Origin of the sequence: Algoriphagus marinus (assembly GCF_001936475.1) — a bacterium.
Lineage (GTDB): Bacteria > Bacteroidota > Bacteroidia > Cytophagales > Cyclobacteriaceae > Algoriphagus > Algoriphagus marinus.
Genome location: NZ_MSPQ01000006.1, coordinates 338,367 through 351,836, shown reverse-complemented (window position 1 = coordinate 351,836; position 13,470 = coordinate 338,367). Strand labels below are relative to the sequence as shown.

Sequence of the window (13,470 nt, the reverse complement as noted above, 5' to 3'; positions counted from 1 at the left end):
TGGTTTTATTTGACCTCTGTAAAGCTTTGACTGATCCCATTGAGTATATCCAAAAGCAGGTCATCAGCATGCTCTATTCCTACTGAGAGTCGTATAAGCTTGTCCGAGATTCCCATTTGAGCCCTTGCTTCTTTACTCATTCCTATATGCGTCATTGCAGCTGGAAGTTGTACCAAACTTTCAGTACTACCCAGACTTACGGCCAACTTGATCAACTTGAGACTGTTCAAGAATCGAAATGCTTCTTCCTCTCCACCTTTCAATTCAAAAGAGATCATTGTACCCGCTGAGGAGTATTGTTGAGAATAAATAGTATGAGATTTACTTCCAGGTTCTAGATGTCCAAGGAAGCTTACCTTTTCAACTCGAGGGTCATCCTTCAAGGCATCTGCAATCTTCTGGGCATTTCTAGCTTGTTGCTCCAGTCTTACTTTCAAGGTCTCAAGACTCCTGATCAGCAACCAACAGGTATGAGGACTGGCCATATTTCCCAAAAACGTGCGCATAACTTTTAAGCGATGAAGCAATTCTGCTTTTCCAAGTACCGCACCAGCGATCACATCGCTATGTCCACCAATGAATTTTGTAGCGGAATAAATCACAAGGTCTGCTCCATGTTCTATTGGGTTTGACCAAAGTGGACCCATATAGGTATTGTCAACTGCCAGTGAGACAGTGGCTTCTTTCGTGCTGAAATGATCCGCAATCTTTTTGTAAAGCCTGATATCAAAGAGGTCATTGGTTGGGTTGGCTGGAGTTTCCAGATAAATAAGTTTTAACTGCGCCTTCCGGCCACTCGATTCCACCTTGGCGACCACTTCTTCAAAAGAGTCAGTTGCCCTTACGGCGATGCTTTGTACGCCTTGACGAGTGAGATAATCTTCAATGAAATGACTTGTGCCACCATAGGTAGGCATACTGTAGACAAGCAAATCACCTGGCTTAAGAAATTCTAAAAATACAGTACTGATTGCCGCCATTCCACTTTCGAACATGGCACAATCGTCTTCCCTGTTCCAGAGGCAAAGCCGCTCTTCCAATATTTGAAGATTAGGATTGTTGATTCGACTGTAAATCAAACCTAGATCTTCTTGGTCTTTTTTCTCCCGGAGTCCGTACGCGACTTCGAAAAATGATTTTCCCTCCTGAGCGGTCTTAAACACAAATGTTGAGGTCAAAAACATCGGTGGTTTAATCGCTCCTTCTGAGAGTTCTGGTTTATAGCCAAAAGACATCATTTGGCTTTCTGGTTGCAGGCTGTTTTTCATAATAGTAGGGTATTATTGTCCTGACAAAAATACATAGTCCTAGATTCAGAAACTGATTAGATTAATATTTCAGGAAATTTTCCTGTATATTTAAGCTATTAAGGGTTGAGTCACTTTATTGATTCTCCTTTTTTATTTAATCAGGAAGAATTACGTTATAAAATTCCGCATGGATGAAGGTTCATTCCCTTGGGTGATAAGTACCCATGCGAGATTTTCCCGAAGCAATCCCGATATGTATCGGGACGGGACAGGCTATGTGGCCATTAAAAATCAAATTACAAACACATGAAATCGAGTATGACTAAAAAGTCACACACTGAGATGATTATATTCTGCGAGATTCCACGTGACCTCTAAAAAAAAATATAAACACGTGAAATTAGATGACATCGATAGAAATCTTCTCCAGCTACTGCAGGAAGATTCGAAAGTAAGTGTAAAGGATCTAGCCTCTAAACTTGGATTGACCAAGACTCCTGTTTATGACCGGGTGAGAAGGCTGGAGGAAAGTGGTATGATTAAAAAGTATGTTGCGGTTCTTGAGCAATCCATGCTTCCTTCCTACATGGTTATATTTTGTTCGGTCTCTTTGGAAAGTCAGAAATTAGAATCCATAGAGTCCTTCAGGGATGCAGTGTTGAAATTCCCCGAAGTGTTAGAATGCTACCTTATGGGTGGGGCCAATGATTTTCTGTTAAAGCTTATTGTAAAGGATTTGAATGATTACCATTTATTCTCATCAGGAAAGCTGGCGGCTTTGAGTAATATTTCAAAAATCCAGAGTTCCTTCGTACTCCATGAAATCAAAAATTCAACTATCCTACCTATTTATTAGGAGTTGAAAAATTGATAAAATCTGATAAGATGAAATATTTAATATAGGTTTTTGGAGGGGTAATTCTATTGGGCTTTTTTTCTGTAAATATGCCTTGGTAATTTTAATTTGGTTTGACACGATTATCCTAGTTGCCATTTCTCCTTTGCGTGAGTGGATGTTGACCGGGAGCGAAAAAGTTTTGGTTAAGATTTTACCAATATTTTTTGAACACCTAAATTGTTGGCCGTCAAAGCAGAAAATATGAATTTACTTTCAAGCAAAAGTTTTATTCTTTCTTCAAAAAATCCGCAACTACAGCGCTCTTATCAGACTCCATTTCGCATGTCCAACTATCAATCCACCATCTCCCATTTTCAAAATGAAGTTGGATGCTATTCAGGCCTCTGATATCTGAAACAATATTTGGATCAGTTCTGATTTCAAAAGCACTCCATACTTGAGCCAAGTTCCCAAACTGATTTACTTTTCTTTTTAACTCTATCTCGTAAAAATCCGATTTTGGTGATAAGGCCAATGGGACGTATTCTGCTTCCAGAGAATGCGATTCAGCCTTTCCATTTTCGTCTAATCTGGTTATCACTGCATTTTCAGCATGAATATACTTGTCTCTTTCAAACTGCCATGGGTCATTGCTAGACCCTGAAATCACATCATAATAGGCAGCGATTATTGCATCCAGTGATTTGACATCTTTCCCATATTTTTCATCAAGGCTTTGTCCAAAAATTGAAGAACAAGCTAAAAATGTGAGAGTAAAAAGTATGGACCTTTTCATAAATCTTAATTTTAAAAACGGTCCTGGCCATGGCAAATTCGGGATTTTGAAACCGATTCTTTGCCCGCCATACCGAATGTTATTTAGTTGTAATATCTTCATTTTCAGCAGTCAGTCCGCATTTGCTATAGTCGATTCTGGCCACAGTTATTTTTCATTAAGAAATTCAATAATCGATTCGGCGAAGTCCATTGAAAAAGGTGTACTCATATGGTCTCCACTAACGAGACTTAATTTACTATTCGGTAATTGTTCTTGTAATTCTTTCGGATTTCCATTATCTATATCCTCATCTCCACAAATTACCAAAGCCTCCATCTCAATATTATTAAGTTCAGTAACCGTCGTTTCAGGTTGATAGTCCTGTAAATAACCCATTATTTTAAAGTTCACATCGAGATCTTCTGCAAATTCTACAGCTCCTCTCGTCATTTGATTAGGTTCAGTCCGTCCAGAAAAGACATTTCCAAATTCAATTCGTCTGTGCCAATTTGGATTCGTAAATCCAATTCCCATTCCTCCGAATACAGCTTTGGTGATTCGCTTATCTTTAGTAACTAAGTTTGCAAGTAAAATTGCACCTCTTGAGTATCCAACGGCCATATAGTTGTCAGCTTCTAAATGGTCAATTAGAGCTATTAAATCCTTCACTTCCGCATTATTTTTATATGCATCTTCATTTTGTGGTTTATCAGAATCTCCATTTCCTCTTAAATCTGGTATAATAACTCTGTAGCCTTGTTTAATCAGTTGTTTTTTTAATTCCGATTTTCCCCAATTCCAATTTCCATCAACTATGAAACCATGAATTAGTAAAACAACTTCGCCATTGCCATTATCAGAATACGCAATTTTTGTTCCGTCAAATGAGATGAAATCATTTTTACTTTCTTCTTGTGATTTACAAGAGACTAAAAATAAAATGGCGATAATCAATAATTTATACATTCTCATTTTCATAATTGTGCATAACTTCTTTATTGTTATGGTTTTTCCTTATATACTTTCCTTTATCGGACCAATAGACACGGTTTTACCCAATTTATTTTTTTCGCTCGAGTACGATGACCACCCGGTTAGGAATATAAAGTTGGAGGTGTTGGGAATCATCGGTAGCATAGCTGATTGATGGATCTAATCGCTTAAACCCTCCAAACTTCTTTTCATCAGAGTCTAGTATGATTTGGTAGCTTCCGGGTTTAGGCACATAAATTGAAAAGCCAAAAAATGACTCAGTTGGATTAAAAGAATAGATAAAAATGAGTCCTCCGCGTTCGTAGGCCAGAATTTTCTTATCAGGATCCAAATGAAGTTGTACCGCAGGTGGGGAAGCAAGGATCTGATAATCAGTGGCTAGCTTGATCATCACCTTATCCCAAGCATCCAGCTGCTGATAGCGTAATAGAGGGTCATCTACGAGTGACCACTGTCTTCGAGCGTATTGATAGCTCCATTCATTACCTTCTCTTGGGAAATCTACCCACTCTGGATGGCCAAATTCATTTCCTATAAAATTCAAATAACCTTCACCTCCCAATGTCAGGGTGATCATCCGAATCATTTTATGAAGCGCTACTCCTCGATCCACGACCAAGCTGGGTTGAAGGATAGACATATTGAAATACATATCCTTATCCATCAACCAAAAGGCTATGGACTTATCACCCACTAAAGCCTGATCGTGACTTTCTGCGTAAGCGATGGATTTTTCTTTTTTCGGCCGGTTGGTGAGTTCATGCCAAAGCTCAAAGAGGTCCCATTGCTCATCGAGCTTGTGCTTGAGTGTCTTGATCCAAAAGTCTGGAATTCCCATTGCTAATCGAAAATCAAAACCGATTCCGCCATCTTCGACTTTTCTGCAAAGCCCTGGCATTCCACTTACTTCTTCAGCGATAGAAATTGCATTTGGATTCACCGCATGAATAAGTGTATTAGCTAATTGCAAATAAAGAAGGGCATCTTCATCCACCCCCTCATCGAAATATGCAGCAGCGTCTCCAAAGGAGATATGTCCATGATGATTGTAAATCATTGAGGTCACGCCATCAAAACGGAATCCATCAAAATGGAATTCTTCCAGCCAATAGCGGATATTGGAAAGTAGAAACTGTTGAACTTGAAATTTACCGTAGTCAAAAAGTTTGGAATCCCAGCCTTCATGATAGCCTTTTTCGCCGGGATGAAAATATTGATTTTCGCTTCCGTCAAACTCGTTGAGCCCTTCATTTACATTTTTTACAGCATGCGAATGTACAATGTCCATCTCCACTGCAATTCCCATTTTGTGCGCAGTATTGATTAAGGATTTAAGTTCTTCAGGCGTGCCAAATCGAGAAGTAGGAGCAAAGAAATTAGATACATGATAGCCAAAGGAACCATAATATGGATGCTCCATGATGGCCATCATCTGAATGGTATTGTATCCTGCTGCTTTAATGCGGGGTAAAGTGAGTTCTTCGAATTCCGAATAGGTCCCCACTCCCAACTTCTCCTGAGCCATACCAATATGACACTCATAGATTAGCGGTTGCTTGAAATTCGATTTGGGAGAAAACTTAGAATCATTCCATTGGAATTTCTCAGGAAACCAAAGTTGCCCTGCGAAATCATGATTTTCAGGATCTTGGACTACCCGTGTGATGTATGCAGGAATCCGATCCAAGGTGAATTTGGCAGATTCCACTCGTACTTTTACTTTTCCTTTGTGAACAAAGCGAGTTTTGTATTCCTCGTAAGGCAAGAATATTTCCCAATCGCCACGCGGATTTCTTCGCATTGGATGGGAGGAAAGATTCCAGCCATTGAAGTCACCGATAAAATAGAGTTGATTGGCAGCGGGAGCCCATTCCCGATAGACCCAGCCATTACGCCAGGCTTCGAAATGAATTCCGTAGTAATGATGCATGCCGGCAAATTCAGTTATGCTTCCGCTGTAGTTTTTGATTTCATGTAGCGCTTTACTGAATCTATCAGATCGTGCTTTGATCTGTGTTTCATAATCTGCCAACCAAGGTTCATCTTGGACTAAAGTGGGAATGTGTTTTTTGCTCACGAAAAATAGAATTTTGCTTGAGTTGAATTTAGGAAAAATAGGTTGGTTTGGAATGAATGAATTAAAAAGTTTAGCCAAACAGGAAATAAAAAAGGGAATCACTATTCATGATTCCCTTTGGTTTAGTGTTTTTCATACACAAAGTCAGGCTCCAAGACTTCCACATTGCCCTGTTCATTGATTTGATCCAGAGTAACCAATTTAAGTTCATTGATGAGCATTGGGTCATATTTTGCTGCGACACGGATGTAATTTTCAGTAAAACCATGGATTTTGCCATTTTCCACATCCTCTTCGAAAAGAACAGTGAAAGTTTTTCCCAAATTCTCTTCATAAAACTTCCTCCGCTTTTTCTCAGAAAGAATCCGAAGCATTTTAGATCGCTCGTTTCGCTTTTTCATCGGGATTACTTCGTCCATTTCTGCAGCCCTTGTATTTGCTCGCTCAGAATAAGTGAACACGTGTAGGTATGAAATGTCGAGCTCGTTTAAGAAATTATAAGTTTCCAGGAATAACTCATCAGTCTCACCTGGAAAGCCTACGATCACATCCACACCGATACAGGCATGCGGCATCAGGGTTTTAATTTTGGAAACTCGATCCTCATAGAGCTCTCGAAGGTAGCGCCTACCCATTTTTCTAAGAATGGTATTTGAACCCGACTGAAGCGGAACATGAAAATGAGGGACAAACCGTTTGGAGGTAGCAACAAATGAGATGATCTCATTTGTCAGAAGATTCGGTTCGATGGAGGAGATTCGGAATCTGTTAATTCCTTCAACTTCGTCGATTGCATAGACCAAATCCGCAAAACGCTCATTCCGTTTTCCATCTACGATTCCAAAGTCTCCGATATTAACTCCGGTGAGTACGATTTCTTTAACTCCTGTGGCGGCTATTTCGCGGGCAGATTCCAATACTGATGCTATGGTGTTACTTCGGCTTTTGCCACGTGCAAGTGGAATAGTGCAGAATGCACAGCCATAGTTGCAGCCATCTTGTACTTTCAAAAAAGTACGTGTGCGATCGTTGATGGAGTACGCATTATTATATATAGTGGCTTCTTGAATTTCAGAGGCAAGGACTTTTGTCTCTTGTGCTTTCGCAAAATCATCCAATAATTCGATTAATCTGAATTTTTCAGCAGCACCAAGTACAGCATCGACTCCTTCTATTTCTGAAATTTCTTTTGGTTTGAGCTGCGCATAGCAACCAATAATAGTCACATAAGAGTTAGGCGAGATCTTTTTAGCCTCTTTGACGATTTTCTTACACTTCTTGTCCGCATTCTCAGTAACGGAGCAAGTATTGATGATGAAAATGTCTGGATTTTCTTGAAAATCGACTTTTAGGTACCCTTTTTCTTCAAATTGTCTACTGATTGTAGACGTTTCGGAGAAATTTAGTTTACAACCTAAGGTATAAAAGGCTACTTTTTTCAAAATCGGTTCTATTTTTTAAGAATACAAAGGTAATTAAACTTGACTTGTTTTCAATTCCCTAATGTTCTTACTGAAATTCAAGTTTTTTCGTTAATAAGGGTGATTTTTTGTTTGATTTTTTGAAAAAAGTGTAATTTTTTCAAAAAAAGACTTCAAAAATCCATCAAAAGCTTTTCGAAAGAAGTATTTTTCTATTTTTGTAGATATAATTTTAAACCACACATTGTAGAAATGGCAACACTCAGACAACAAGCTTTAACGATGGTGCAGGGAAGACAGCGAAAAGCAGTAACTCCACCATCCCCTAAAATTTCGGATTACTTCGGTACCAACGTATTTGGAGCTAAGCAGATGAAAGAATCTCTTGCACCATCTGTATTTAAAAAGGTGATGGAGGCAATCGATAAGGGGGCAAAAATCGATGCTTCAGCTGCAGAAGAAGTAGCATCAGCTGTAAAAACCTGGGCTCTTTCTAAAGGAGTGACACATTATACTCACTGGTTCCAGCCATTGACAGGTTCCACAGCTGAAAAGCATGATTCATTTTTTGATGCTTTTGCAGGGCTTGAAAAATTCAAAGGTTCTGCTTTGGTTCAGCAGGAGCCAGATGCATCTTCATTTCCAAATGGTGGAATTAGATCAACCTTTGAAGCAAGAGGATACACTGCTTGGGATCCTACTTCGCCTATTTTCATTTTTGAAAACACACTTTGTATCCCAACAATCTTTGTTTCTTATACAGGCGAGGCATTAGATTTTAAAACTCCGCTGCTCAAATCAGTTGAGGCTATCAATGATGCGGCAGTACAAGTTTGCCAGCTTTTTGACCGAAATGTGAAAAAAGTTCAACCATCTCTTGGCGTAGAGCAGGAGTATTTTGTAGTAGATAAGGCACTCTTTTCAGCTCGACCAGATTTGGTAATGGCTGGAAGAACTGTATATGGACATAGCCCAGCAAGAGGTCAACAGTTGGATGATCATTACTTTGGGTCTATTCCTACTCGAGTGAAAGACTTTATGGTTGAGTTTGAAGTAGAATCTCACAAATTGGGTATTCCGGTGATGACTCGTCACAATGAGGTGGCTCCAGGTCAGTTCGAAGTAGCCCCAGTTTATGAAGAAATAAATAAAGCAACTGATCACAACCAGTTATTAATGGATGTGATGGAAAAAGCTGCTGAGAAGCATGATTTAAAAGTTCTACTTCACGAGAAGCCATTTGCGGGAGTCAATGGAAGTGGAAAACACAATAACTGGTCATTAATCACTGATACCGGAGTGAATTTGTTCCAACCAAGTAATTCAGCTCGTGAGAACCTTCAATTCCTGACTTTCCTAGTTGCAACGATCAAAGCTGTTTATGACAATGCAGATTTACTAAGAGCAAGTATTGCTTCTGCAGGTAATGATTTTAGACTAGGTGCTAATGAAGCTCCACCAGCGATTATTTCTGTTTTCTTAGGAACCACTTTGACCGAGGTGCTTGATGAACTCGAGAAGAATGGGAATATCAAGATTGAAAAAGGAGATAACATGTACATGAAGCTTGGGATTTCCAAGATTCCTGAAATCATCCTAGACAATACAGATCGAAACAGAACTTCTCCGTTTGCATTTACAGGAAATAAATTTGAATTCCGTGCAGTTGGTTCTCAGGCAAACGTTGCCGGTCCAATGACTGTATTGAATGTGATCGTAGCTGATGTGCTTAAAACAATGCTTAAAGACATTGAAAAAGAGATGACAGCTGGTAAAGAAAAGAAGATCGCAATCGTGAATGTATTGCGTAAATACATCAAAGATTCTAAGAAAGTAAGATTCGAAGGAGATGGCTATTCAGACGAGTGGGCTGCAGAAGCTGCTAAAAGAGGCTTATCAAATTTAAAATCTACTCCTTTGGCGCTCGATGTTTACAAAACGAAAGACACTAAAGAGCTTTTTGCTCGTCACAATGTTTTGAACCATATAGAGCTTCATGCGCGTCATGAAATCATGCTTGAAAACTTCATCAAGAAAGTTCAGATTGAAAGTCGTGTGATGGGAGATCTTGCCTTAAACCATATTATCCCAACAGCAATTCTGTATCAAAACAAAATGATCGAGAATGCAAATGGATTGAAAGGGCTTGGATTAGATCATTCAACTGCTGTTGATACAATCAAAGAAGTGTCAAAGCATATTGAATCATTGAAGCAAAATGTCACCGCTATGATCGAAGCCAGAAAGCAAATCAACAAAAACCCTGATTTGGAAGTCCAGGCTAAGAGTTACCAGACTGCGGTGAAAGAGCAATACTTCGATAAGATCAGGTATGCAGTTGATAAATTGGAGCTTTTGGTAGATGACGAGTCTTGGCCATTAGTGAAATACAGAGAGTTACTTTTCCTTAGATAGTAGCTTTTTAAAAGAACATAAGCCATCCCAGTTATTTGGGATGGTTTTTTTGTTTAAAAACCACTTTTGCAATTTTTTATAATTCAGAATAATCGACTAAATACGGTGTATTTAAACTATTTTTTAAAATAATATTTTGATTTCTTTATTAGCTGTCTAAACAAATATTAACGAACTGCTAATTGTTGTTCTTTAAATTCTGATTTTTACTTAGGGTTATTTTAAAATATTTTTTTAATCCGACTTGTATTTTAAAATAAAGTGGCTGAAATTTTAACTTTTATAAAAAAATAGAATAAGAATCTTCTTTTTGTTAAAAAAAAATTACGAATATCTTTTGTAATAAATTTGAAATTTTTAGATTTATACCAAATAGAGTTATGCGTAATCTCTTGATTTCAGTTTTTTTTATGGATCAAGCGAGGGTTGTATGTAGTTAAATGTTTCTTTTTTAAGTAATACCCAAATTTTATGAAAATAGACTTACAAAATATTCTTTCATCCGAAAGAACCCGGGATTCCGGAAAACTAAAACAATTCAATTTCACTATTTATTTTAAACTATGAGAAAACTTCTATCAATTGCTTTTGCTCTTGTGCTGATGATGGGTCTCATGACCTATGCGCAAGCTCAGACAAGAGTTCTGAAAGGGGTCGTGACTGCAGAGTCAGACGGACTACCCATGCCTGGAGTAACAATCCTGGACAAAGGGAACAACACAGGTACCACCACTAATGTGGATGGTGAGTATTCTATTACGGTAAGCTCTAGTTCAGTGCTAGTGTTTTCGTTTATTGGATTTGCAGCACAGGAATTTACTGTTGGAAATCTTACCGAGTTAAATGTTATTCTTGCTGAGGATGCGAATGAGCTTTCTGAAGTGGTTGTGACTTCTTTTGGTATGCAAAGAGATAAGAAATCTCTCGGATACTCAGTGACTCAACTCTCTGGAGATAAATTCACAGAATCTAGAGCAGTCAACGTTGGAAATGCATTGACTGGTAAGGTTGCCGGTGTAAATGTGACTCCTCCGTCTACTGGTGCTGCAGGATCTACTCGGGTAGTCATTCGAGGTGGTTCTTCCTTGACTGGTGCAGATCAACCGCTTTATGTAGTCAATGGTGTGCCTATCGAATCAGGTAATCTTGGTAATGCAGGAATGTGGGGTGGAAATGATGCCGGTGATGGTCTGTCTTCCATTAATGCGGATGACATTGAAAGTATTTCTGTTTTGAAAGGAAATACTGCAGCAGCCCTTTATGGAGCAAGAGCGGCAAACGGTGTTATTCTAATCACTACCAAGAAAGGTACAAGCAGAAAAGGAGTAGGTGTTGCTGTAAACTCCAACTTTACTTTTGATCAAGTAGTGGATCGTACAGATTTCCAAAGAACTTATGGTCCTGGTCAAGATGGTAGAAAGCCTGGAACTCAGGATGAAGCATTGAATACTTCAACCAATGGTTGGGGAGGTGTTTATGATGGAGCTAATGCAATTCAGTTTGATGGACAACAGCGTCCATATTCTTTCTTAGGTGAGGACTTCAATGATTTCTACCGCCAAGGAAGCACTTGGAACAACTCGGTGGCTTTATTTGGAGGAAGTGAAAGTACGAGCTATAGATTCTCATTCTCAAACTTGACAAATGATGATGTCCTTCCAAATGCTGGTTTTGATAGAAATGTAGCCAGCATCAATGTCAACAGTAAGCAGGGTAAATTCACACTAGCAGTTTCTGGTCAATATTCAAAGCAAGAAGCTTCAAATAGACCAAGACTTTCTGACTCACCTGGAAATGCCAACTTCTCAATGGTAGTGAAGCCGGGGAATATTCCTTTGGATGTAATAAAAGGAGATCCAAATAAATTGGGAGCAAATCCTGATGGAACTGAGCTGAGATATCAAGGAAACGTATTCCAGACTAACCCTTATTGGGCAGCTTATCAGTGGGGAAGAACTGATGTGACTGATCGAGTATTTGGAAATATGTCACTGAGATATGATATCACTGACTGGTTGTATGTACAAGGTCGATATGGAACTGACTTTCAGATCAGAGCAGAAGATGGATATGAAGGATACGGTACGGCATTTAAGCCTAGAGGTAGTTTTAATACCTCCTCTCGTACACTTCGAGAAAACAATGCTGATATCATGATCGGTTTCAACAAAACTTTTGGTGATTTTGATGTAGATGGATTCTTAGGTGGAAACCAACTGAGAAGAACGGATGAAAGTAAAAATGGTGGAGGAAACGACCTTGTAGTTCCTTACTTCCATAGTGTGACTAACGTGGCAGCTCCGTCATTTGGCTATGGATTCTCTGAGTTTGGAATCAACTCTATTTATGGTGCGGCGAACGTAGGTTACAAAAATATGATCTTCTTGAATCTTACTGGCCGTCAAGATCAATTCTCCACGCTTGCGCCTGAAAACAGCAAAATTTTCTACCCTTCTGTTGGTATGAGTGCGGTGATCTCTGATATGATCAAGATGCCTGATTTCTTCACTTTCGTGAAATTAAGAGGTGGTTGGGCTCAAGTAGGTGGTGGCGGACCAAATCCTTATGCGCTGAACCTTACTTATGGTTTAGTTGGAGCAGGACATATTGGTGGAGCTAGCCTTGGACAGATCAATAACGGTTCTATTCCTAATGCTAATTTGGGTCCTTATCTTTCCTCTGAGTGGGAGATTGGTACAGATATCAGATTTATGGAAAATAGAATTGGTTTGGATCTGGCTTATTACAAGCGAAGAACTTCTGATGACATCTTGAATACTGGTATCTCAGCTACTTCTGGATTTGGTTCTACAACAGTGAACATCGGTGAGCTAGAAAACCGGGGTATAGAAGTCCTTTTAAATGTTACTCCAATCATTGGTGATTTCCGTTGGGATATCTCTTTTAATTATGCCAGAAATATCTCAGAGGTTTTAAGCCTTGGAACGAATGCAGCTGGTGATCCTATCGAGTTTATCAACTTGGATGAATCTAGAGTAAGAAGAGAGCGAATCCGTCATATTGTGGGGGAGCCACTTGGTATGATTACCGGTTTCAAACAACAACAAATCAATGGTCAGCCTGTTTATGACGCAAATGGATTCCCAGTAACAACTGCTGGTTATGAGACAATTGCGGAAGGTCGTCACCCTGTTTCTGGTGGTATAACCAACACGTTCTCTTTCAAAGGTTTCAGAATGATGTTCTTGGTTGATTTTAGAGCAGGTGGATCAATGATGTCTGGAACAAACTATTTTGCTTACCAAAATGGTCTTCATAAAAATACTTTGGTTGGAAGAGATGGTAGCTTGACTGTAACTGGTGTGACGCCGGAAGGAGCTCCTGGTACTTGGACTATTCCTGCAAACCCTTCTGATCCTACTAGGTACCTTATCGATAACTATTGGCAGCGCTACGCACAGGTGTCAGAGAATGTAGTTTATGATGCCTCTTTTGGAAAACTTCGTGAGTTCTCTTTTGGATATACTTTCACCAAAAAGTTCTTGGAAAAGACTCCATTCCAGTCACTTTCACTTTCTGTGGTGGGTAGAAATCTTGCGATCCTTTGGTCTAATGTGCCAAATCTTGATCCTGAAGCTGCTTATACTACATCTGGTAACTCTCAAGGCTTAGAGTTTTTCTCAGTTCCTGCGAACAGAAGTATTGGATTTAATCTATCTGCTAACTTCTAAGACCGA

Annotated in this window: 8 protein-coding genes; 3 read left to right on the top strand and 5 right to left on the bottom strand. The window is 39.2% G+C overall.

Features of this window, described 5'->3' with window-relative positions; genetic code table 11:
• Nucleotides 1-5: 5 nt before the first annotated feature.
• Complete coding sequence (locus tag BVC88_RS11925) at nucleotides 6-1,268, bottom strand: cystathionine gamma-synthase family protein (RefSeq protein ID WP_075350903.1); 1,263 nt, start codon at nucleotides 1,266-1,268, stop codon at nucleotides 6-8.
• Between the two features lie 376 nt (nucleotides 1,269-1,644).
• Between BVC88_RS11925 and BVC88_RS11920 the strand changes: the two genes are divergently transcribed.
• Nucleotides 1,645-2,106 carry an Lrp/AsnC family transcriptional regulator gene (locus BVC88_RS11920; protein WP_075350962.1) on the top strand — a complete coding sequence of 154 codons (462 nt, stop codon included), beginning with the start codon at nucleotides 1,645-1,647 and terminating at the stop codon, nucleotides 2,104-2,106.
• Nucleotides 2,107-2,374: 268 nt separating this feature from the next.
• Here the strand turns inward: BVC88_RS11920 and BVC88_RS11915 are convergent, their stop codons facing one another.
• The 4 genes from BVC88_RS11915 to mtaB all read right to left on the bottom strand — a co-directional run bounded on the left by BVC88_RS11915 (nucleotide 2,375) and on the right by mtaB (nucleotide 7,378).
• The gene (locus BVC88_RS11915; protein ID WP_075350902.1) at nucleotides 2,375-2,884 is read right to left on the bottom strand and encodes a hypothetical protein; all 510 of its coding nucleotides are present in this window, start codon (nucleotides 2,882-2,884) and stop codon (nucleotides 2,375-2,377) included.
• Nucleotides 2,885-3,031: 147 nt separating this feature from the next.
• A complete protein-coding gene (locus BVC88_RS11910) occupies nucleotides 3,032-3,832 on the bottom strand; it encodes an alpha/beta fold hydrolase (RefSeq protein WP_175574409.1) in 801 nt (266 codons plus the stop codon).
• A gap of 94 nt (nucleotides 3,833-3,926) precedes the next feature.
• Nucleotides 3,927-5,936, bottom strand: coding sequence for an alpha amylase C-terminal domain-containing protein (locus BVC88_RS11905; RefSeq protein WP_075350961.1), 2,010 nt, complete (start codon nucleotides 5,934-5,936; stop codon nucleotides 3,927-3,929).
• 122 nt (nucleotides 5,937-6,058) lie between these two features.
• Complete coding sequence (gene mtaB / locus BVC88_RS11900; protein ID WP_075350900.1) at nucleotides 6,059-7,378, bottom strand: tRNA (N(6)-L-threonylcarbamoyladenosine(37)-C(2))-methylthiotransferase MtaB; 1,320 nt, start codon at nucleotides 7,376-7,378, stop codon at nucleotides 6,059-6,061.
• Between the two features lie 231 nt (nucleotides 7,379-7,609).
• Here mtaB and BVC88_RS11895 point away from each other — a divergent pair, with 231 nt between their 5' ends.
• Both BVC88_RS11895 and BVC88_RS11890 read left to right on the top strand, forming a co-directional pair.
• Nucleotides 7,610-9,772: a glutamine synthetase III family protein gene (locus BVC88_RS11895; RefSeq protein ID WP_075350899.1), complete on the top strand. Its 2,163-nt coding sequence runs from the start codon at nucleotides 7,610-7,612 to the stop codon at nucleotides 9,770-9,772.
• Between the two features lie 563 nt (nucleotides 9,773-10,335).
• On the top strand, nucleotides 10,336-13,464 hold the full coding sequence (locus BVC88_RS11890; RefSeq protein WP_075350898.1) for a SusC/RagA family TonB-linked outer membrane protein: 3,129 nt from the start codon (nucleotides 10,336-10,338) through the stop codon (nucleotides 13,462-13,464).
• The last annotated feature ends 6 nt before the right edge of the window (nucleotides 13,465-13,470 follow it).